This window comes from Tenacibaculum todarodis (assembly GCF_001889045.1).
GTDB lineage: Bacteria > Bacteroidota > Bacteroidia > Flavobacteriales > Flavobacteriaceae > Polaribacter > Polaribacter todarodis.
In genome coordinates this window covers 1586162-1608375 of sequence record NZ_CP018155.1, presented here as the reverse complement: position 1 = coordinate 1608375, position 22214 = coordinate 1586162, and the positions used below count along the sequence as shown (strand labels likewise).

Annotated in this window: 23 protein-coding genes; 13 read left to right on the top strand and 10 right to left on the bottom strand. The window is 30.4% G+C overall.

What is annotated here, in order from left to right; all coding sequences use genetic code 11:
• The first annotated feature begins 23 nt into the window (after nt 1-23).
• The 3 genes from truA (at nt 24) to LPB136_RS07310 (ending at nt 3083) form a co-directional block, all read left to right on the top strand.
• Nucleotides 24-764, top strand: a complete 741-nt coding sequence (gene truA, locus LPB136_RS07320; RefSeq protein WP_072555523.1) for a tRNA pseudouridine(38-40) synthase TruA — start codon at nt 24-26, stop codon at nt 762-764.
• Complete coding sequence (locus LPB136_RS07315; RefSeq protein ID WP_072555521.1) at nt 765-2528, top strand: ABC transporter ATP-binding protein; 1764 nt, start codon at nt 765-767, stop codon at nt 2526-2528. It abuts the gene before it with no gap.
• Nucleotides 2529-2606: 78 nt separating this feature from the next.
• The gene (locus tag LPB136_RS07310; RefSeq protein ID WP_072555519.1) at nt 2607-3083 is read left to right on the top strand and encodes a hypothetical protein; all 477 of its coding nucleotides are present in this window, start codon (nt 2607-2609) and stop codon (nt 3081-3083) included.
• Between the two features lie 193 nt (nt 3084-3276).
• Here LPB136_RS07310 and cdaA read toward each other — a convergent pair whose 3' ends face one another.
• The 4 genes from cdaA to LPB136_RS07290 all read right to left on the bottom strand — a co-directional run bounded on the left by cdaA (nt 3277) and on the right by LPB136_RS07290 (nt 6395).
• On the bottom strand, nt 3277-4056 hold the full coding sequence (gene cdaA / locus LPB136_RS07305; protein ID WP_072555517.1) for a diadenylate cyclase CdaA: 780 nt from the start codon (nt 4054-4056) through the stop codon (nt 3277-3279).
• A gap of 36 nt (nt 4057-4092) precedes the next feature.
• Nucleotides 4093-4713, bottom strand: coding sequence for an ExbD/TolR family protein (locus LPB136_RS07300; RefSeq protein ID WP_072555515.1), 621 nt, complete (start codon nt 4711-4713; stop codon nt 4093-4095).
• A gap of 274 nt (nt 4714-4987) precedes the next feature.
• Nucleotides 4988-5812 (bottom strand): dihydropteroate synthase, encoded by an 825-nt coding sequence (gene folP / locus LPB136_RS07295; RefSeq protein ID WP_072555513.1) that lies wholly within the window; start codon nt 5810-5812, stop codon nt 4988-4990.
• Between the two features lies 1 nt (nt 5813).
• Nucleotides 5814-6395, bottom strand: coding sequence for an LOG family protein (locus LPB136_RS07290; RefSeq protein WP_072556943.1), 582 nt, complete (start codon nt 6393-6395; stop codon nt 5814-5816).
• A 90-nt stretch (nt 6396-6485) separates the two neighbouring features.
• Here LPB136_RS07290 and LPB136_RS07285 point away from each other — a divergent pair, with 90 nt between their 5' ends.
• The 4 genes from LPB136_RS07285 to LPB136_RS07270 all read left to right on the top strand — a co-directional run bounded on the left by LPB136_RS07285 (nt 6486) and on the right by LPB136_RS07270 (nt 9288).
• Nucleotides 6486-7019 (top strand): DUF1599 domain-containing protein, encoded by a 534-nt coding sequence (locus LPB136_RS07285; RefSeq protein WP_072555511.1) that lies wholly within the window; start codon nt 6486-6488, stop codon nt 7017-7019.
• Between the two features lie 187 nt (nt 7020-7206).
• Nucleotides 7207-8169, top strand: coding sequence for a BT_3928 family protein (locus LPB136_RS07280; RefSeq protein ID WP_072555509.1), 963 nt, complete (start codon nt 7207-7209; stop codon nt 8167-8169).
• Nucleotides 8169-8540 carry a fluoride efflux transporter CrcB gene (gene crcB / locus LPB136_RS07275; protein ID WP_072555507.1) on the top strand — a complete coding sequence of 124 codons (372 nt, stop codon included), beginning with the start codon at nt 8169-8171 and terminating at the stop codon, nt 8538-8540. Before LPB136_RS07280 ends, crcB begins: the two co-directional genes overlap by 1 nt.
• A gap of 46 nt (nt 8541-8586) precedes the next feature.
• Entirely contained in the window at nt 8587-9288 is a 702-nt protein-coding gene (locus LPB136_RS07270; RefSeq protein ID WP_072555505.1) for a crotonase/enoyl-CoA hydratase family protein, read from the top strand.
• A gap of 195 nt (nt 9289-9483) precedes the next feature.
• Here the strand turns inward: LPB136_RS07270 and LPB136_RS07265 are convergent, their stop codons facing one another.
• From LPB136_RS07265 to LPB136_RS07255, 3 genes are read right to left on the bottom strand one after another with little or no spacing between them, the layout of a single operon-like run.
• Complete coding sequence (locus tag LPB136_RS07265; protein ID WP_072555503.1) at nt 9484-10101, bottom strand: DUF1684 domain-containing protein; 618 nt, start codon at nt 10099-10101, stop codon at nt 9484-9486.
• Entirely contained in the window at nt 10101-10634 is a 534-nt protein-coding gene (locus LPB136_RS07260; RefSeq protein WP_072555501.1) for a DUF4252 domain-containing protein, read from the bottom strand. The genes LPB136_RS07265 and LPB136_RS07260 overlap by 1 nt, the downstream gene beginning before the upstream one ends.
• A 9-nt stretch (nt 10635-10643) precedes the next feature.
• Nucleotides 10644-11687 (bottom strand): SMP-30/gluconolactonase/LRE family protein, encoded by a 1044-nt coding sequence (locus LPB136_RS07255; RefSeq protein WP_072555500.1) that lies wholly within the window; start codon nt 11685-11687, stop codon nt 10644-10646.
• Nucleotides 11688-11905: 218 nt separating this feature from the next.
• Between LPB136_RS07255 and LPB136_RS07250 the strand changes: the two genes are divergently transcribed.
• On the top strand, nt 11906-13123 hold the full coding sequence (locus tag LPB136_RS07250) for an MDR family MFS transporter (protein WP_072555498.1): 1218 nt from the start codon (nt 11906-11908) through the stop codon (nt 13121-13123).
• A gap of 52 nt (nt 13124-13175) precedes the next feature.
• Here LPB136_RS07250 and lysS read toward each other — a convergent pair whose 3' ends face one another.
• Complete coding sequence (lysS, locus tag LPB136_RS07245) at nt 13176-14870, bottom strand: lysine--tRNA ligase (RefSeq protein ID WP_072555496.1); 1695 nt, start codon at nt 14868-14870, stop codon at nt 13176-13178.
• 374 nt (nt 14871-15244) lie between these two features.
• Nucleotides 15245-15748, bottom strand: coding sequence for a DUF456 domain-containing protein (locus LPB136_RS07240; RefSeq protein ID WP_072555494.1), 504 nt, complete (start codon nt 15746-15748; stop codon nt 15245-15247).
• A 311-nt stretch (nt 15749-16059) separates the two neighbouring features.
• Here LPB136_RS07240 and LPB136_RS07235 point away from each other — a divergent pair, with 311 nt between their 5' ends.
• The 5 genes from LPB136_RS07235 to LPB136_RS07215 all read left to right on the top strand — a co-directional run bounded on the left by LPB136_RS07235 (nt 16060) and on the right by LPB136_RS07215 (nt 20926).
• Nucleotides 16060-16428, top strand: coding sequence for a BlaI/MecI/CopY family transcriptional regulator (locus LPB136_RS07235; RefSeq protein ID WP_072555492.1), 369 nt, complete (start codon nt 16060-16062; stop codon nt 16426-16428).
• Nucleotides 16429-16620: 192 nt separating this feature from the next.
• Complete coding sequence (locus LPB136_RS07230) at nt 16621-18156, top strand: M56 family metallopeptidase (protein WP_072555490.1); 1536 nt, start codon at nt 16621-16623, stop codon at nt 18154-18156.
• A gap of 9 nt (nt 18157-18165) precedes the next feature.
• Nucleotides 18166-19059: a hypothetical protein gene (locus LPB136_RS07225; protein ID WP_072555488.1), complete on the top strand. Its 894-nt coding sequence runs from the start codon at nt 18166-18168 to the stop codon at nt 19057-19059.
• A 3-nt stretch (nt 19060-19062) separates the two neighbouring features.
• On the top strand, nt 19063-20316 hold the full coding sequence (locus LPB136_RS07220; RefSeq protein ID WP_072555486.1) for a tetratricopeptide repeat protein: 1254 nt from the start codon (nt 19063-19065) through the stop codon (nt 20314-20316).
• Nucleotides 20317-20458: 142 nt separating this feature from the next.
• Nucleotides 20459-20926 carry a hypothetical protein gene (locus LPB136_RS07215; protein WP_072555484.1) on the top strand — a complete coding sequence of 156 codons (468 nt, stop codon included), beginning with the start codon at nt 20459-20461 and terminating at the stop codon, nt 20924-20926.
• Nucleotides 20927-21157: 231 nt separating this feature from the next.
• Here LPB136_RS07215 and obgE read toward each other — a convergent pair whose 3' ends face one another.
• Nucleotides 21158-22147, bottom strand: coding sequence for a GTPase ObgE (gene obgE, locus LPB136_RS07210; protein WP_072556942.1), 990 nt, complete (start codon nt 22145-22147; stop codon nt 21158-21160).
• Nucleotides 22148-22214 lie beyond the last annotated feature (67 nt).

Here is a 22214-nt window from a genome sequence, read left to right as displayed (position 1 = left end):
TTTGATGTTTCCAAAAAACAACTTTGAGATACTTTTTAGAACTAGCATATAACGGAAAAAATTATCACGGTTGGCAAGTACAACCAGACGTAATTTCTGTACAAGAAGAAATTAATAAAGCACTAAGCACAGTCTTGCAAACTACTGTTAACGTTGTAGGAGCAGGAAGAACCGATACTGGTGTTCATGCTTCTCAGATGTTTGCACATTTTGATATTGATAGAGAAATAGAAGAAAATTATGTGTTTAAGTTTAATTCAATTTTACCAAAAGATATAGTAATTTATAAACTGATTTTGGTAGAAGATGAAGCTCATGCGCGTTTTGATGCACTAAGTAGAAGTTATCAATACAACATTTGGTTAGGTAGAAACCCATTTACGTTAGAGAATTCTTGGCAAATTCATTCACAAAAATTTAATGTAAGTTTGATGAATGAAGCCGCAAAAATTCTTTTTGAATATGAAGATTTTGAAAGCTTTTCAAAAGTAAAAACAGAAGTATATACTTTTAACTGTACTATAACTGAAGCAATATTTAAACAAAACGGAAACGAAATTATCTTTTATATATCTGCAAACAGATTTTTAAGAAATATGGTTAGAGCCATTGTTGGTACATTATTAGAAGTAGGACAAGGAAAAATTTCTATTGAAGATTTTAGAAAAATTATAGAAAGTAAGAATAGAGGTAATGCAGGTTTATCAGTTCCTGCAAAAGGATTATTTTTAACAAAAGTAGCATATAATTATATTAAAAATTAAATGAGTAATAAAACCGGAAACGCATTCGATATAAAGATTTTTGCAAGAATAATGAGTTTTGCAAAGCGTTATCGTATGCAATTTATTATTGCAGCCTTATCAACAATTTTACTAGCAATAGTATCTGCTGTAAGACCTTATGTTTTGGTTTTAGCGGTAGATGACTTTACAGAAAGCAAAGATTTAAATAATCTAGTAAACTTTGTGTTACTAATGTTTGGCCTTCTAATTGTAGAAGTTTTATTACAATTTGTATTTATTTATTATGCAAATTGGGTTGGTCAGCATGTAATTAGAGATATGCGAGCTAAAGTTTTTCGTAAAATATTAGCCTTTAAAATGACCTATTTTGATAATACTTCCGTTGGAAAATTAGTAACAAGAGTCGTTTCAGATATAGAAACAATTGCAAACTTTTTTACACAAGGAGTGTTTATGATTGTGAGTGATTTGCTAAAAATGATTGTAATAACAGGAGTAATGTTATACATAAATTGGAAGTTAGCTTTAATTGCATTAGCAGTTTTACCAATTTTAATTTATGCAACAAAGTTATTTCAAATAGCCATAAAAGCCACGTTTCAAGATGTTAGAGATCAGGTTTCTAATTTAAACGGATTTGTGCAAGAACGTGTTACAGGAATGAAAATTGTGCAATTATTTAATAGAGAGAAGATCGAGTATCAGAACTTTATGAAAATAAACGATAAGCACAAAAAAGCACATGTAAAAACAGTTTGGTACTATTCAATTTTCTTTCCAATTGCAGAAATATTTTCATCAATAGCAATTGGTTTATTAGTTTGGTATGGAGGTTTCCAAGCTATTGGAGACGAAGCTGTAACTGTTGGTGCAATTATTGGATTTATAAAAATGTCTCAAATGTTATTTCGTCCTTTGAGGCAAATTGCAGATAAATTTAACCAATTACAAATGGGAATTGTAGCGGGAGAACGTGTTTTTAAAGTAATTGATACTGAAAGTTCTATTGATGTTTCAGGAACAACATCCGCAGAAAACTTACAAGGAAATATAGATTTTAAAGATGTTCGTTTCAGTTATATAAAAGGAGAAGAAGTCTTAAAAGGAATTTCATTTTCAGTTAAAAAAGGACAAACTGTAGCCATTGTTGGTTCTACAGGAGCAGGAAAATCTACAATTATAAATCTAATAAATAGGTTTTACGAAATAGATAATGGTGTAATTTCAGTTGATAAAACGCCTGTTCAAGAATATGATATTGAATCCTTAAGAAATAAAATAGCGGTAGTTTTACAAGATGTATTTTTATTTTCAGATTCAATTTTCAATAATATAACCCTAAAAAACGAATCTATTTCATTAGAAACGGTTCAAAAAGCAGCAAAACAAATTGGGATTCACGATTTTATAATGACACTTCCTGGCGGTTATAATTATAACGTTAAAGAACGTGGCGCAATGTTGTCATCAGGTCAACGTCAATTAATAGCTTTTTTAAGAGCTTATGTTAGCAAGCCAAGTGTGTTAATTTTAGACGAAGCAACATCTTCAGTTGATGCGAATGCAGAACAAATGATACAATATGCAACCGAAGAAATTACTAAAGGAAGAACTTCAATTGTAATTGCACATAGGTTAGCAACAATTAAGAAAGCAGATAAGATTATTGTGATGGATAAAGGAGAAATTGTGGAAGAAGGAACCCATCAAGAATTATTAGCTAAATCAAATGGATATTATAAAAATTTATTCGACAAACAATTTAGCACACAAGTAGCATAAATAACGTAAAAAATGCTTGTTTACTTGTAGGAATCTGCTATTTTTGTTGTTCAATCAAAACATTAAAATCAAAACAAAATGAAAAAAGTAATTTTATCTGTATTTGTTGCTGGAGCATTATTAGCAACTGGATGTAAAAAAGCACAAGAAGCAGGAAAAGATTTAAAAGATGCAACAGTAGAAGCAGCTGATAAAGCTGGAGATGTTGTAGCTGATGGAGCTAACAAAGTAGTTGACGGAGCAGAAAGTGTTGTAGACGGAGCAAAAGATTTAGCTGATAAAGCTGGAGATGCTTTAACTTCTGCAGTAGAAGGAGTAACTATTCCTAAATTTGAAGACCCTAAAGTTGGTGAGCACTTACAGGCTTATACTGCTTACGCAAAAGAATATATGGCAGCTGGAAAAGATGCTTATAAAAATGCTGAGTTAATGAAAAAAGGTAAAGATTTACTTGCAAAAGGTAAAGAAATCGTTGCTAACTTAGATGAAGATTCTGCAAAGAAATTCAAATCAGTAATGAACGCTATCCAATCTAAAATGGCACCAGCTAACTAATTAGATTAGAAAATTATAATTAAAAAGGCTCTCAATTATTGAGAGCCTTTTTTTATGCTATAGTTTTCTTATTTGTAGCTATTTCCTGCTTTCCGTTATATCTTTTTTCTGAAAAAGAAAAAAGGATGCCACTTCAATCAGGGCTAAGCTAATTTATAAAGGTAGCTTTATTATTTAACTAATTAGTGATTTTTTAACCAACTAAATCACCACGAAGTTTTTCTGCAAGTATTTCAAAATCTTTATACAGTACAAACTCACCATCCTTAATATATGAAATTTCTCCTGTTTCTTCAGAAACTAAAATACAAACAGCATCTGTTTTTTCAGTAACACCAATTGCTGCTCTGTGTCTTAAACCAAAACGTGCTGGAATTTTAGTATTGTTAGAAACCGGTAAAATTACTCGCGTTGCAACCACATAATTGTCTCTTATTATAGTTGCACCATCGTGTAACGGACTATTTTTATAGAAAATACTTTCTAAAATGGCTTCGTTAATTAACGCATTCATTTTATCACCAGAGTTTATAAGAAAATCTAAACTGTTAGTGCGTTCTACAACAATTAACGCACCTGTTTTGGTTGTACTCATTTTTTTACAAGCGCCTAAAATAATATCACTATCAGTTTCGGAACTAATTTCTGATTGTAAAAACTTTAATTGCTTTAAAAAACTCTTTTTGGTAGAAAAATTGGTAGTACCAATCATTAATAAAAACTTACGTATTTCTTGCTGAAACACAATAATAAGTGCAATAACTCCACCAGAAAGTAAGTAGCCTAAAATACCACTTAACATTTCCATTTTTAAAGCTTGTGTTACTTTCCATATTAAAAAAATTAGCGCAATTCCTATAAAAATATTAATAGCAACAGTTCCTTTTAATAACTTATAAATATAATAGAGTAGTGTTGCAACCAACAAAATATCTAAAACATCCAAAAAAGAAAAATCGATAAAATCTAACATTAAAAAGTTTGTGTTTTGGGTAAATGTACTAATTATTTACCTTTTTGCCATATCTGGACTAACATCAATATCAGAAATTAATAAAGGATATTTTTCTCGTATGTTTTTAATTTTTTCTAGAATTGGCGCTTTGTTTTTGTCTGATTTCTTATAAGTTGCTTCTAAACTATTGTAGTTTTTACCATAAAGTTTAACCGAAAGTTTGTTTCTAAGTTGTGCATAAGCACTATTTAAATTGTCTAAAACGGTAATGTATGTTCCGTAATCTGCATTTCTATCCGCTTCAATTGCTATAACAGCTTTTGTTGGATGATCTGAAGATTTTGGATTCTTATCACCATTACACCAAGAACAGTTTTGTCCGTCTTTATTAAATCCGCCACCATTATCTATAAAATTTAAAGCAATTTCTTTGAGTTCAGAAATAGCAACTGTTTGCTCGTTTATAAATAACTGGTTGTTTTTGTTGATTGTAATTTCTAAAAGATTTTTCTGTTTGATATCAATTGGTGGAGGATTTTTTTCTTTCTGTGGTATTTTTTTTAAAATACCAGAATCTACATCCATAGTTGTGGTAACTAAAAAGAAAATTAATAATAAAAATGCGATGTCTGCCATTGAGCCAGCGTTAATTTCTGGCGAATCTTTTTTGCTCATAATACGTAGTTTTTAAAAATTAATAAATTGATTTTCTTTTCAATAATTATTGAAAAGCAGTATTAAAGTTTAAGTTGGTTGCGCTTATGGTGTTAACATAATTTTAACAAAAAGAGTGCCAAAGAATCTTTTTTAGATTTCTCAATCGCTAAAAAGCTCATTTCGAAATGACATTATGCTAAAAGTTAGCAAACAAGTTTAGCCCTGATTGAACGGTTTGTCTGAGCTCTTTTGAGGAACGAAAAAAGCGAGTAGTGAAAGCAGGAAATAGCTTCTAAAAAGAAATTTGATTCACAATTTTTATAGCTTCAACGGCTTCTTTTACATCGTGAACACGTAAAATATTTGCGCCATTTAAAAGTGCAATTGTGTTAGCCGAAGTTGTTGCGTTTAATGCTTCTTGAGCTGTAATGTCTAAAGTTTTATACAACATAGATTTACGAGAAATTCCAGCTAGTATTGGCGCATCTAAACTTTTAAAAAGCGATAAGTTTTTAAGTAACTCGAAATTATGTTCAATGGTTTTTCCGAATCCGAAACCAACATCGAGTATAATATCGTTTACTTTTAGTTGATGTAAAATGTTAATTTGTTCAGCAAAAAATGAGATAATTTCTTTGGTAACATTTTTGTATTCTGGATTTAGTTGCATGGTTTGTGGCGTGCCTAACATGTGCATTAAAATATACGGAACTTGCAATTTTGCAACGGTTGTAAACATGTTTTCGTCCATTTTTCCGCCAGAAATATCGTTAATAATTGCTGCACCAGCATTTATAGTTTCTTGAGCAACCTTACTTCTAAAAGTATCTACGGAAATAATAATTTCAGGGAAATTTTTAACCAATAATTCTATAACAGGAATAATGCGTTGCAATTCTTCTTCTTCAGTAATATGTTTAGCTCCAGGACGAGAAGAATACGCGCCAACGTCTATAAAAGTTGCGCCATCAGAAAGCATTTTAGTTACTTTATCTAAAATATCCTTTTCGTCTTTGTAAGAACCGCCATCAAAAAAAGAATCGGGTGTAATGTTTAAAATCCCCATTACTTTTGGAGAAGATAAATCAATTAGTTTTTCCTTGCAATTTATAGTCATATTAAGATACTACTTTGTTAATAACATGCCCAATTTTTGGTGCTTTGTAATTGTTCATTTTTTGCATTAATTGGTTAACGGAAGTTCCAACTAATAACATGTCTCTATTGGTTTGTTTTAAAAAACCTTCTTCAATCATTTTATCTAATTGTAATAAAACAGCATCAAAAAAACCATTTACATTTAAAAGACCAATTGGCTTTTGTTCAATGTGTAATTGACCCAAAGTTAAGGCTTCAAAAAGTTCGTCTAAGGTTCCGAAACCACCAGGAAGTGCAATATAACCATCAATTAATTTGCTCATTATTACTTTGCGTTCGCTCATTTTTTTGCAAACAATCATTTCTTCAACCCCAGTATGAACAACTTCTTCTTTCTCTAATAATTCAGGAATTACGCCAATAACTTCGCCGTTTTTATCTAAAATAGTGTCAGCAAGAACTCCCATCATTCCAATTTTTCCACCACCATAAACTAAACCGATTTTATTATCAGCAAAATAATTTCCTAATGAAATGGCAGCTTCTTTATAAACAGGTTTAAAACCTGTGCTTGCACCACAAAAAACAACAATTCTTTCCAATTTAATGAGTTTTAAAATTCTTATGTAAAAATAAAAGAAAAGCATATAGGATTTAGTATTTTTGAACAAATACTTTTTTAACAAGAGAAAATGCAGAAAACCTCAAAAGAATACGATTCAGTTATTAACGAATGTAGAAGTCTATTTATTAAAAAAATGAGTGATTACGGTAGTGCTTGGCGCATTTTACGTTTGCCATCACTTACAGATCAAATTTTTATAAAAGCACAAAGAATTCGTCAGTTGCAAGAAAATGAGGTTAGAAAAGTTGATGAAGGAGAAAGACCTGAATTTATTGGAATTATAAATTACTCAATAATGGCGTTAATTCAGTTAGAATTAGGCGTTGTTGAAAATCCTGATTTAAACACTGAAGAAGCAACTGTTTTGTATGATAAGCATAGTAAAATAACCAAAGAGTTAATGCTGAATAAAAATCATGATTATGGAGAAGCTTGGCGAGATATGCGCGTTTCTTCTTTAACAGATTTAATTTTACAGAAGCTTTTACGCGTTAAACAGATTGAAGATAATAAAGGAAAAACCATAGTTTCTGAAGGTATTGATGCAAATTATCAAGACATGATTAATTATGCGGTTTTTGCAATGATTCATTTGGGGTAAAAGTAGTTGCAGAGTAGCAAAGTTACAGAGTAACAAAGTAATTATCATTGCGAGGAAGGAAGTAATCTCTTGTTATTGAGAGAAGAGTAATCACAACCTGTCACTTCGAGTGATTCCGATTTTTTTATCGGAATTGTATCGAGAAGTTTTAAAAATAAAGTAGAGTAGTCAAAGTAATATTATATAAATGAAAACACTAACACACATAATTAGATTTATAGTCGGAGGATTATTCATCTTTTCAGGCTTTGTAAAATTGGTAGATCCAATTGGTTCGCAATATAAATTCCAAGAATATTTTTCAGAAGGCGTTTTAAATTTAGAATTTTTAATTCCGTTTGCATTGCCATTTGCAATCCTTTTAATTATTGGAGAAATAGTTTTAGGTGTTGCGCTTTTAGTAGGTTGGCTGCCAAAATTAACTTTATGGAAACTTTTAGGATTAATATTAGTTTTCTTGTTTTTAACTTGGTATTCTGCTTATTATAACAAGGTTACAGATTGTGGTTGCTTTGGAGATTTTATGAAACTTACGCCTTGGCAATCGTTTTATAAAGATGTTGTTTTAACCATTATGATTGTCTTTTTATTGTTTCAACAGAAGCATATAAAGCCAATTTCTTCTCAGAAAATTGTTGCAAGTATTACCATTTTATCATTTTTCGCATGTATGTATTTGTCATTTCATGTATTAACGCATTTGCCGTTAATCGATTTTAGACCGTATGCAATTGGTGAAAATATTTCGGAAGGAATGGAATACAAAGGCGATGGAGAAATCCCGAAAGTACACGATTTTTCTTTAGAAAGTGCAGAAGCAGATTTAACCGAAGAGCTTTTATCCAAAGAAAAAGTAATGCTTGTTATTGTTTATAATATTGATAAAGCTGATGAAAACGGTTTTCCTGCAATTAAAAAAATGACTGACGAAGCAATTGTTAAAGGTTATACCGTTTATGGAGTTTCAGCTTCTTTTGAAGACGACTTAGTAATTGCTCAAAATAAATACGATTTACCTTTTGAGTTTCTTTTCTGTGATGAAACAACCTTGAAAACTATAATTAGAGGAAATCCAGGAGTTGTAATTTTAAACAAAGGAACTGTTACAGGAAAATGGAATTATACGGATGTTGCAGATATAGAATTATAATGAAACAACTGTTCTTAGTTTTTATTGGAGGTGGATTTGGTAGCGTACTTCGTTTTATGATAGGGAAGTGGCTGAACAATTCTGAAAATGGGGTTCCTTACGGAACTTTTGCGGCCAATATTTTAGGAAGTTTGTTAATCGGAATAATTTTAGGCTTAGCGGCAAAAAATAATACACTTACAGAAAATAGTACATTGCTTTTAGCAACTGGTTTTTGTGGAGGTTTTACAACCTTTTCTACCTTTGCTTATGAAAATCATGTGTTTTTAAAATCGGGTGATTTTACAAGTTTTGCTTTTTATACCATTGCAAGTTTTATAGTTGGGTTTTTAGCAGTTTTTGCAGGAATGTATGTAGTTAAATTTATATAAACAATGTCAGTTCGAGCGCAGTCGAGAACTATTTAATAAAAATTAAATGAACGAAGTAGTAAAATATCAATCAGAAGAAAAGTACGCAATTATAAAAATTGAAAACGGAAAAGCAAACGCAATTTCACACGAAGTTGTTGAAGGTTTAAACTTAGCTTTAAATAAAGCAGAAGCTGATAAAAAAGTAGTAATTCTTACTGGACAAGCAGGAATTTTTTCAGCAGGATTTGATTTAAAAATAATGACTGCTTCGCCAGAAAGTGCAAAAGAATTAGTAACCAAAGGTTCTAAATTATCGCACAGAATGTTGTCTTTTCCAATGCCAATAATTGTTGCTGCTACAGGACATGCAATTGCAAAAGGTGCGTTTTTATTACTTTCTGCTGATTATAGATTAGGTGTAGAAGGATCGTTTAAAATTGGTTTAAATGAAGTTATGATTGGTATGACAATGCACCAAGCTGGAATTGAAATAGCCAAAGCGCGTTTGTCTTCAGTATATTTTGAAAGAAGTGTTTGTAATGCAGAAATGTACAATCCAAAAGATGCAATTACGGCAGGATTTTTAGATAAAGTTGTTCCAGATACTCATTTGTTACCAACGGCTATTAAAATTGCTGAAATGTTTTCACAATTGAATATGAAAGCACATGCTGGAACTAAATTAAAATCGAGAAAACCTTATTTAGATAAGTTAGCAGCTGCTATTGAATTAGATTTGGTTTCTGATATTTCTATAAATTCTTAATTATTTTTGTCATTCCTGCGAAGGCAGGAATCCATAATTAGAATATTAATAAGCGTTGTTTTTTATTGTAAGAAACAACGCTTGTAGATTTGTTTAGCCCTGATTGAGCGGTTTGTTTGAGCTCTTTTTTGGTTGTTGAGCGTAGTCGAAACACTAAAAAAAGCGAGTAGCGAAAGCAGGAAGTAGCTCCTAAAATTAATGTTTGTTAAAAGCTTTAACGCCAGCGTTAATTTCTACATCTAAATGATTTTTGCGTGGTGTAATTGGGCAAGAATATTTTGGATTATAAGCGCAATAAGGATTATAGGTGTTGTTGAAGTTTAAAAGCACTTTGTTATTTGATGAAATATCTGAAATAAAAACATCCATATAACGACCGCCCCCGTAAGATTCATTTCCACTTGTGTGGTCTGTGAAAGGTAAAAATAGATAATCGTCATATTTTTTATCTCTGTCTAAACTTTGATCTTGATAAACCGTTAATTCTCCTTCTTTTCCGTTAACGGTAAAGTTTAGTACGCCATATTCTTTGTATAAAGGTCTTCTGTCTGTAGTTGTTTTCATTTCAAAAACAGGCGCATCAATTGTTGGTGTAAGTGATGCTATTACAATGTAAGAACTGTCTACAGGGAAAAAATCTAAACCTTTAAAATTCTTTAAATCGTGTTTGGTTAATGGAGATTCTGAGGCGTCTTTATAACTTGAATTTAATTCTTGTTGATACTTGGTTTCGCCAATTAAAGCTCTCTTTTTTTGAGAGTTACAGCCGTTTATAAAAAATGAGACAAGAATTATTAGTGCTAATTTTTTCATTATTTATTGGGATTAAAACCAGGTGTTAATGGAGATTGGTATTGGTTTAATAGTTTTGTAGACAATTGATCAAACTGATCTTTTTCAGAAATTTCTTTTAATGTATTTGGGTCAAAACTTCCTTTTAAATAAAAAACTGAAGTTTTTGCAAGTGTAGAATTGAAAATAATGGCTTCTTTAACAACGTCTCCATCTTCTACTACAGACAAAATTTTTGTTTTTTCAACCTTATTTTCTCTTAAAATATCGGTGTATTTATTTGCTGTTACCAAACTCATTTGATTGATGAGTTCGCTTTGTTTTATGTTGTCAATTTCATTGAAAGTGATAAACTTAAAATCTTGAATGTTATCAAAAACGCCACCCATTTCTGGAGAAATAGAACCTAACAAGGTTCTCATAAAATTGGGAACTTGAAAGGCAGTTACGCCAATGTCATTTTTATGATCATTAAAAAAACTTTGAAAAGATTTTCCGCTTCCGCAAGAAATAAATAAGAATAAGGTTAAAGTTAATATTGCAACTCTTTTCATAAGGGTAAATTAATTTCTTTTTAAAATTATAAAATTATCGTCCATAACATTACCAACAAAAATTAAATCTCCAAACGTTACAGCTACTGTAGAAGCAGACATTTCTGTACCGTCTTCCATATAAACTTGCTCAATTGTATAATCTCCTTTTGCTTTGTAATTGATTTTAATTATTTCTGATGGTGATGTTTCTTTGTTTCCTTTTGCGTATTCGGCAAAGTGTAATAAATTAGGATGAGAACCAATCCAAAGATTTCCTTCTTCATCAAATTCAATATTATCAACACCTGTACCACATTCTATATCTTCAATAAAAGTTAAGGTATTGTCTTTGTTTTTTTGATACACTTTTACAATGAATTTTCTTGGTGAAGCAAGAAAGACTAAATCTCTTTTTTTGTCGATATTTATTCCGTTGGCAAATGCAATTCCGTCTGCAACTTCTGCGTAGTTTTCTCCATCAAAAAACACAACGTTTGCTATTTCTACGCCAACATAATCTTCTACAAGTCTACCAATTCCGGTTTCATATTTATGATCATTACTAAAATAAAAACTGTTTTTATCTAACCAAACAACATCATTTGGACTTGTCATTGATACATCTTTAAACGTTTTTTGGTGTGTTAATGTTTTTCCATTGAGTGTGAAAACTTCAATTGTATGGCCTTTTTCAGTATGATTTATCGCTGCAATTTTATAAGTGCTATCCACTTTAATCATTGAAATTCCATGCGGAGCAAATTGAGTTTTAAACTCTGAAGTTAAATTTATAGGTTCAAAATCGTTGGTTTTTAAATCTAGATAATACAATCCGCCAGTTTCATAATTCACTTTTGGTAAAGCTCTCCCTTTGGTTGATGAAATAATAGCAAAGCTGTCAATTCTACTAATAACAATGTCTTCAGCTCCTGGAAGGTTTATTTTTTTAATGATTTTTCCATCAAACTTATTTTCAATAGTTCTAAAAAAACCGGTTGAAATAAAAACATACGCAACAAAAATTAGAGTACCTAAAAACAGGATTAAAAAAAATCTTTTAAATAATTTCATTTTATAAAAATACAACTTTCAATTATTTTGTGTAGTTTTGGAGTATAAATAATTAAGAAATGACAATTTATAATTCATATAAGAAACAATTTACGGCTGTGAGAAACGGAAGAAGTTGGGCTGTGTATGTGTTATGATAATATCAATATAAAATCATTCAATCATAAAAAGTCCGACTTCGCAGTCGGACTTTTTATATTTATACAATTAACCAAACCATGAAAAAATTATACAACAACTACATAAACACTTTTAGAGGTCTCTCTATAGAAGTTTGGTGGCTTTCATTAATAACACTTATTAATAGAGCAGGAACCATGGTAATTCCGTTTTTATCAATTTATTTATCTGAAAGTTTAGATTTTGAAAAGTCTGATATTGGATGGATTATGACATTCTTTGGATTAGGTTCTGTAGTAGGAACTTGGATTGGAGGAAAATTAACTGACAAAATTGGCTACTATAAAGTGATGTTGTACAGTTTATTTGGAACAGGAATTTTGTTTGTACTCTTACAATATGCTTCAACTTTTGAAGAGTTTTGTCTCGGAATATTCTTAGTAATGTTAGTAGCAGATACTTTTAGACCTGCAATGTTTGTAGCTCTAAGTGCGTATAGTAAGCCTGAAAATAAAACACGTTCGGTTACTTTAATTCGTTTAGCAATTAACCTTGGCTTTTCTGCTGGACCTGCAATTGGCGGATTGATAATCACGTTTTTTGGTTATAAAGGTCTGTTTTGGATAGACGGAATTACCTGTACTTTGGCGGCAATTTTATTATTACAAGTTTTACATCCGAAGAAAGCAAAAATTTTAGACGAAGTAAAAGTAGAAAACCCTGTTTCGGTTTATAAAGACAAAGCATTTTGGATATTCTTTGTTGCAATGTTTATTTTCGGATTTGTATTCTTACAATACTTCTCTACAATGCCATTGTATTATAAAGAAGCAAGAATGCTAACAGTTTTAGAGGTTGGTTTGTTAATGGGATTCAATGGTGGATTTATTGCGGTTTTTGAAATGCCATTGATAAAATGGTTAGAAACTACCAAGAATTCCAAAACAAAATTAGTTGCTATTGGTTTGTTTTTAGTTGCAGTTAGTTTTTTAGTTTTAAACTTAACTACTTGGGCAGGAATACTAATTTTAGGAATGTTTTTAATGACTATTGGGGAAATGATTGCGTTTCCGTTTTCTAATGCCTTTGCTTTAGATAGAGCTAAGAAAGGAAATCAAGGAGAATATATGGCGTTGTATGCAATTGCTTTTTCATTATCGCATATATTTAGTCATAACGCAGGTATGCAAATGGTAGATAAATTTGGTTATGAGTTTACTTGGAATGTTATAACCGTTTTAGCTTTAATTGGTGTTTTGGTTTTACTTTGGTTAATGGCAGTTTTGAAGAAAGAAAAAGGAACTACAATTTTGTAGTTCCTTTTTCAATATTTTATAGATTCCTGCCTACACAGGAATGACAGAGTTTCTATAAAGTCTCCACAAACAAACCTTCGTCTGTTTTAGAAACTTTTGCAACCTCTTTTTTAGTTAAACCTTTAATGGTTTTGTCCCATTTTTTATTAGACAAACCAGATTGCGTTTTCAATTCGTTTAAATCTATTTTTTCAGCTTTGGTAATTATATCTAAAACAGCTTTTTCTTCATCGTTTAATTCAATAGAAGGCGCTTTTTTCTCAGGTCGCATTTGAGGAAAGAATAACACTTCTTGTATGGATTGATTGTTAGTTAAAAACATAATTAATCGGTCCATTCCAATACCTAAACCAGAGGTTGGTGGCATTCCGTATTCTAACGCACGTAAGAAATCTTCATCAATAAACTCTGTAGCTTCATCATCACCTTTTTGCGCTAATTTTAATTGATGCTCAAAACGTTCACGTTGGTCAATTGGGTCGTTTAATTCAGAATAAGCATTTGCAATTTCTTTACCACAAACCATTAATTCAAAACGTTCTGTAAGTTCAGGATTATCTCTATGTTCTTTACAAAGCGGAGACATTTCCTTAGGATAATCAGTAATAAAAGTTGGCTGAATGTAGTTTCCTTCACATTTTTCTCCAAAAATTTCATCAATTAATTTTCCTTTCCCCATGGTTTCATCAACCTCAATATGCATACCTTTTGCTGCAGCTCTAATTTCATCTTCTGTTTTTCCATTAATGTCAAAACCAGTAAAATGTTTAATTGAATCTGCCATGGTAACTCTTGCGTATGGCGCCTTAAAATCTATTTTATGTTCACCAAAAGTAGCTTCTGTAGTTCCATTTACAGCAGTAGCACAATGCTCTAAAAGTTTTTCGGTAAAATCCATCATCCAGTTGTAATCTTTGTAAGAAACATAGATTTCCATGGCTGTAAATTCAGGATTATGCGTTCTATCCATTCCTTCATTTCTAAAGTTTTTAGAAAACTCATAAACACCATCAAAACCACCAACAATTAATCTTTTAAGATATAATTCGTTTGCAATACGCATGTATAACGGAATGTCTAAACTATTATGATGCGTAATAAATGGTCTTGCTGCAGCACCTCCAGGAATTGGTTGTAAAACAGGAGTTTCAACTTCAAAATAACCAGCATCATTAAAGAAAGTACGCATTGCAGTAAACAATTTTGTACGTTTAACAAACACTTCTTTTACATGCGGATTTACAACTAAATCAGCATAACGTTGTCTGTAACGCATTTCAGGATCTGTAAAAGCATCAAAAGTAACACCATCTTTAACCTTTGGCATTGGTAAAGGTTTTAAGGCTTTACTCAATAATTTAAAGTTTTTTACACGAACTGTTTTTTCTCCCACTTTTGTGGTAAACAATTCACCTTCAATACCAACAAAATCGCCTAAATCTAGTAATTTTTTAAAAACTTCGTTGTACAATGTTTTGTCTTCACCTTGGCAAATTTCATCTCTGTTAAAATAAACTTGGATTCTTCCTTCACCATCTTGTAATTGCGCAAAAGAAGCTTTTCCTTGCACATTAATTGCCATTAATCTACCTGCAATTATAACCTGTTTACCTTCAGAAAAAGACTCTTTAATCTGTTTTGAGTTAGAATTTAACGGAAATAAATCTGCTGGATACGGATTTATACCCAAAGCACGTAATTTTGTTAACTTTTCTCTACGGACAATCTCTTGTTCTGACAACTGCATATCGGTTTATTTAGATAGATTTTTAAAAGACGTAAAGATACAAACACTCGTAGAATTAGGCAATGTAAAAAAAAACGATTTTTTGTTGCAGTTTAGGTTAAAGTATTTATATTTGCAGGCTGTTTATTTTTAAGCAGCAGTTGTGTTGTTAGGCACTTAAATGTGTCAAGGTTTTTGTTAAACCGATGGAAAGCTTCCCTTAAATGGGACGCTTTTTTTTTGCACTAAATTCAAAATGCTTTTTTTTGAAGCTATTTCCCGCTTTCCGTTTTATCTTTTGCCGAAAAAGCAAAAGGATGCCACTTCAATCAGGGCTAAACTTGTTTGCTAATGTATTGTCTTGCTTTTAACCTATTTTTAATTTTGCTTATTGCTTACTGAAAGAACACTCCTTTATATTCCCAAAACTGAACTAAAAACATCACAAAATACACAACTGCAATAGAAAATTTAATAGTTGCAGAAGCTAAAAACCCTAAAAAAGCACCAAATGAAGCTTTTAAAGCACGATTTGTGTCCTTTCCGTCATACATCAATTCACCAATAAATGCACCTAAAAAAGCACCAATTAACATTCCAAACGGAATAGGAGAGAACAAGCCAATTAGTAAACCAATTGTGGTTCCGTAAACTCCGTATTTAGTTCCGCCAAAGCGTTTTGTTCCCATGGCGGGAATAAAATAATCGAGAATCCAAATAAGTATGGCAATAGCCAATGTAATTCCGAGAAAAGTCCAATCCATTGGAAAAATCTTAGTAGAATGTAATAAAAGTAGTCCAATCCAAGAAGTTAAAGGTCCAGGTAATACTGGTAAAAAAGAACCAATGATGCCTAAAACAACAAACACAAATCCTAATAAGAGTAAAAATATATCCATAAATAAAAATCCTTGTTATAGCGATGAGGTATAATGAAGCAATCTCTCATTCTATTGTATTTGTTGAGATTGCTTTGTACTTCGCAATGACATTTTCTACTAATATGACGAACAAATTTAAAGTTTGTTACAAATTAATCAACTAAAAAATTAGTTTAAACTAATTTTTTAGTTATATTTGGAGTGTGGAAGAGTTTGTCATTCCTGCGTAGGCAGGAATCTCAAAATTAAAGATTCCAAAATATAAAACAAGATTCCTGTTTTCACAGGAATGACAGAAAATATAAAAATAGTTTATAAGAATATAATATATGAGCAAACAATTAACAAAAGCAGAAGAGCAATTAATGCAAGTTTTATGGAAATTAAAAGAAGCTTCGGTAAAAGAAGTAATTGAAGAATTGCCAATACCAAAACCAGCATACAATACAGTTTCTACAATTATTAGAATTTTAGAAACTAAAGAATTTGTTGGTCATAAAGCCAAGGGTAGAGGTTATGTGTATTTTCCTTTGATAGAAAAATCTGAGTACAGCAATCAAAGTTTACACAAACTTATGGATGGTTATTTTGAAGGTTCGTTTAAAAGCATGGTTTCGTTTTTTGTAAAAGAAAACAAAATGGATATGAATGAATTGGAAAAGATTTTAAAAGAAGTTAATAAAAGCAGTAAGCAGTAAGCAGTAAGCAGTAAGCAGTAAACAGTAACAGTAAACAGTTTTCAGTTGCTGTCAGTTCGAGTGAATTTTGAGGTACGAAAAATTTGTATCGAGAACTTTTAAAGGAAAAATCTCCTAATAAAAAGATTTCTCAATCGCCAAAAAGCTCATTTCGAAATAACATAAGTGACCATATAATAAAAAACAAAAGTTATGATAAACTATATAATTCAAGTAATTCTATTTCAAGTATTGTTTTTAGCGGTGTACGATTTGTTTTTAAGTAAGGAAACTTTTTTTAACAAAAACAGATGGTATTTATTAGGAACAGCAATTGGTTCGTTTTTAATTCCTTTTATTAAAATACCAAGCTTTCAAAAAGCAGTTCCTTTAGAATACAGTGTTTTGTTGCCAGAAGTTGTTTTGTCTCCTCAAAAAGTTATTGAGAGTACAACAATGTATCAATCTGCATCAATAAATTATATTCAAATACTATTTTGGTTGGGTTGTGCAATTTTCTTTGTGTTATTTCTCTATAAATTAGAAAAGATAATCCGATTGATTTTAAAGAACGAAATAGTAAAAAAAGTAAATTATAAACTTGTTTTATTACCAAAAAAAAGCAATGCTTTTTCATTTTTCAAATTCATTTTTTTAGGAAAAGAAATTTCTGAAGTACAAAAAGAAAAAATAATTGCGCATGAGTTGGTGCACAGTTCTCAAAACCATTCGGCAGATTTATTAATCTTCGAGTTTTTAAAAATAATAATGTGGTTCAATCCAATGATTTGGATGTATCAACACCGTATTTCTTTAGTACACGAATACATCTCAGACAATATAGTTGCAAAAAAGAGCGAAAAAGAAAATTATATAAACACCTTACTTTCCGATCTTTTTCAAGTAGAAAATATCTCGTTTATCAATCAGTTTTATAAACATTCATTAATTAAAAAAAGAATTATTATGATGACAAAAAGAAAATCAAATCAAACAAAACAATTACGTTACTTATTGTTAATTCCAGTGTTGACAAGTATGCTTTTTTATACGGCTTGTACGGATGAAGTACAAACTACTGAGGAAGAAGTTGTTGTTGAAAAACAAAACATGAAAACCTACCTTTCCAAAGATAAAAGTTTTTCAAGTAAATCATTAGAAACATACTTTGATTTATATATTGGGAAATTACCAGATACAAAAGAGTTTCAATATTCAGACTTAACAACTCTTGAGAAAGAAGAATATGATAAGTTTAATGATAAAGCAGAAGGAAGTAAGTTTTGTAATCCAAAAATATATCAAGCCTTTGATTCAAAAAGAAAAATGTTAGTTTATGATAAGGACATTATGACATCAAAAGTAGAAATCCAAGAATTAGATGAAAACGGAAAAGCAATTGAAGACGTTCCTTTTTCAATTATAGAAACACCACCAACATTTCCAGGTTGTCCAGAAGGAGATAAAGATTGTTTCAATAAAAAAATGAGAGAATTTGTAAGAAGTAATTTTGATGCCAAATTAGCAAATACTTTAGGTCTATCTTCAGGAAAAAAGAAAATATACGTGCAATTTAAAATAGCTAAAGATGGTTCAATTACTAACTTAAAAGCACGTGCTCCTCATCCAGATTTAAAAGCTGAAGCTATGAATATGATTGGGAAGTTGCCTAAATTAAAATCAGGAAAACATAGAGGTAAAAAAGTTAGAGTTGGTTATACATTGCCGATTACATTTATGATAGAGTAAAATAGAAATATGAAAAATAAGATCTACTTTTTCTTTTTTATGTTGTTTGCTCTAAACTTAAAAGCACAACAAATTCCTGATAGTTCTTATGTGCCAAATATTATAAATAAAGCATATCCAAATTTAAACGGGACAACAGTTTTTATAGATGAAGCACATAATAATTTTCATACAAAAGACAATCGATTTTTAGCATTTTCAAATGTTTTAAAAGCAGATGGTTATAGTGTTAAATCTTTTACAGAAAAATTTACTGTAGAGAGTTTAAGTGGAGTTAAAATATTAGTAATATCAAATGCTTTAGAAGAAAATGCGAGAGGTCCGTTTGTAATTCCTACTAAAAGTGCTTTTACTAAAGAAGAAGTAAAAAGTGTGAAAAAATGGGTAGAAAAAGGTGGTTCGCTATTTTTAATTGCAGATCATATGCCTTTTGCTGGAGCTGCATCTAAATTAGGTGAAGCATTTGGATTTACATTTTATGATAGTTTTTTATTCGATGAAAATAGAAGAGGTATTTTAGATTTTTACAAAGAGAAAAAAGATTTAGGAAAACATAAAATTACGGACTCAATTAGTAAAATAAGAACGTTTACAGGGCAAGCTTTTAAAATACCAAATAAATCTGTTTCAATTTTAAACCTAAAAAAGAAATACAATGTTTTTTTGCCAGACACAATGTGGGTTTTTAATGATAAAACTAAAAAGTTTAATGCAAATAATTTATCACAAGGTGCAGTTTTAGAATTTGGCAAAGGTAAAATTGCAGTTTTTGGGGAAGCAGCTATGTTTACTGCACAATTAGCGGGTAGAAATAGATTTAAAGCTGGAATGAATTCCGAAGACGCATCTGAAAATTATAAATTATTATTGAATATTATACATTGGCTTGATAAAGTAAAATAAACTATGAAAAAGAAAATTTTAGTACTATTTGTTTTAATTTTTCTAACAAAAGTCGAGGCGCAAACTTCGGCTTTTGCTACGATAGATAGTTTGTTGCAAAAAGGACGTTATAAAATTGCTTTACAGCAATTAGAGAATATGCCAGAAAGTTTTGTGTCTAACTATAAAACAGCTTCCATTTTTGAAGCAATAGACAATAATAAAGAAGCAGTTTTATATTATGAAAAAGCACTTAGTTTTAAAGACGATTATGCAACAAAAGTAAAACTTGGTAAAGCGTATCAAAAATTAAAGAAATATAAAAAAGCCATTTCAGTTTTTGAAGAAATTACTAAAAACGATTCAGAAAATCTATTAGTAAATTATAGGATTGGTCGTTTGTATTTGTTGACCAATCAACCTAAAAAAGCAAAAAATATCTTTCAAGAACTAATTAAAAAAGATGCTGAGAATGCTAATTATTCCTATCAGTTAGGTTTAGCGTATGCGATGCTTAAAAAAAGAAACTTAAAAATTAATAGTTTTTTAGAAACGTATAAAAAAGACGATGAACATATAAAAGCAATTCATCAATTAGCGACCTCTTTTATCTTGTTAAGAGATAGAGATTCAGCAAATATTTTTATTGAAAGAGGTTTGGTAGTAGATGCAAATCATATTCCGTTAAATAAACTAAAAGCTAATAAGTTATACAGAGATAAACGCTATTTAGACGGAATTAGAATTTTAGAAAAATTAGATTCACTTAAACCTAATGAAAAGTTTACTCAAAAGATGTTGGGGAGAAGTTGGTATAAATTAAAGAATTTTGAAGAAGCTAAAAAGTATTTTAATAAAGCCAAAAAAATAGATCAAAGTGATTATAAGAGTTATACCTATTTAGGTCAAATTGCTTTAGAAGAGAAAGACTTTAAAACTGCTTTTTTTCAATTTAGCATGGCAACTTTTACCGGTAAAGATAGGAGAGATGAAGAGTATTATGGTTTAGGTCAAGTAAATTTGGAAACCAAAAAAATAAAAGAAGCAATTGCTATGTTTAAAAGAGCATATCAGGAAAATCGTGCTAATTATAAAGCTTTATATCAAATGGCTACCTTATCTCAAGAATATTATAAGGACAAGAAAATAGCGTATAAACATTTTAATAATTACGTGGATAAGTTTGAAGAAAAGGATAGTTTATTAACTAATCATGCAAAAGAACAATTAACAATAATTAAGAAGTATTATTTCCAAAAAGGAGAAATTTTAGATTAGTTTTTGTCATTCCTGCGAAGGCAGGAATCCATACAAACTTATTCATAGATTCCTGCTTCAGCAAGAATGAAAAGTATAAAATTAATAGGTAAAATTTATTAATCTAATTTTTGTATTTTCACGTAATAATTTATATAACTAAATGCGTGTATTGTTTTGTTTATTGCTGATAATTTGTTGCACTTCGTGTACGTATTTTTCTTCGGATAAAAACAAAGGACAGCAAAGTTTAGATACAATTATCAATTTTAATAAAGTTGATGTTTTTCCATCATTTGCTGAATGTAAAGACAAAATTGATGAAGCTAAAACAAGTTGTTTTAGAGAAACAATTCATCGGAAAATTGCTGATAACTTATCGCAACATCATTTAGAAATTAAAAAAGAAATTGATGCCATTGTAACGGTAGAATTAGAAATTTCTACTGAAGGAAAATTTATCTTAAAGAAAATAAATTCATCAGAAAATATTAGAGAACAATTACCTAAGCTAGATAGTTTACTAGAAGTTTCTGTAAACACTTTACCTAAAATATTTCCTGCTATCAAACGCGGAATTCCTGTTGCTACGCAATATTCTTTACCAATTAGAATTCAGTTGAAGGAATAAAAGGTTATTATTTGTCATTCCTTTGAAGGCAGGAATCTATGCAAATAAATTTATTATACTATTGTCATTATGGATTCCTGCCTACGTAGGAATGACAGACTGTATGAAAATTTATCTGTCAACCTGAACTTGTTTCAGGTTCTCATTATTGTATTAGAATGTGTCTGTTTTTAATATGAGATTCTGAAACCAGTTCAGAATGACAAGTCATAATAAATGTAACTTAATTGTTTAATTCAACATTTTCCATAGTTTATCTTTCAATTCAGTAATACCTTGTTGGGCAACAGAAGAGATAAATAATGCTTCAATACCTTCTGGTAAATCTTGCTTAATTTCTTCTTTTAATTCATCATCCAACATATCTGATTTTGAGATTGCTAACAACTTATCTTTATCTAACAATTCGGGATTGTGTTTTTTAAGCTCGTTTAGTAAAATTTCGTATTCCTTTTTAATATCATCACTATCAGCAGGAACTAAGAATAACAAGGTAGAATTACGTTCTATATGACGTAAAAAACGATGTCCTAAACCTTTTCCTTCTGCGGCTCCTTCAATAATCCCAGGAATATCTGCCATTACAAAACTCTGATAATCGCGATATTCTACAATACCTAAATTAGGTTTTAGTGTTGTAAAAGCATAATCTGCAATTTTTGGTTTTGCGGAAGTTATAACAGATAATAAAGTTGATTTTCCTGCATTAGGAAAACCTACCAAACCAACATCTGCTAATAATTTTAATTCTAATCTGTACCAACCTTCTTGACCTTCAATACCAGGTTGCGCATAACGTGGAGTTTGATTTGTAGAAGATTTAAAATTCCAGTTTCCAAGTCCACCTTTTCCTCCAGGTAATAAAATTACTTCTTCTTGATCTTCTGTTATTTCAAACAATATTTCATCAGTATCAGCATCTCTAACAATGGTTCCTAATGGAACAGGAATTACAGCATCAGAACCATCTGCACCAGAACTACGGCTTGCACTTCCGTGTCCGCCATGATCTGCTCTAAAATGCTTTTTAAATTTTAAGTGAAATAATGTCCACATATTTTTATCACCACGAACAATTATATGTCCGCCACGACCACCATCTCCACCATCTGGACCACCTTTGGTAATAAATTTTTCACGATGTAAGTGCACCGATCCACCACCGCCTTTTCCAGACTCTGCGTGTATTTTTATGTAATCAACAAAATTTCCTTCTGTCATAGTTTTAATTTCTGTCATTCCTGCGAAGGCAGGAATCTAATTAAACTTGTTCTAAATATTTTGAGAT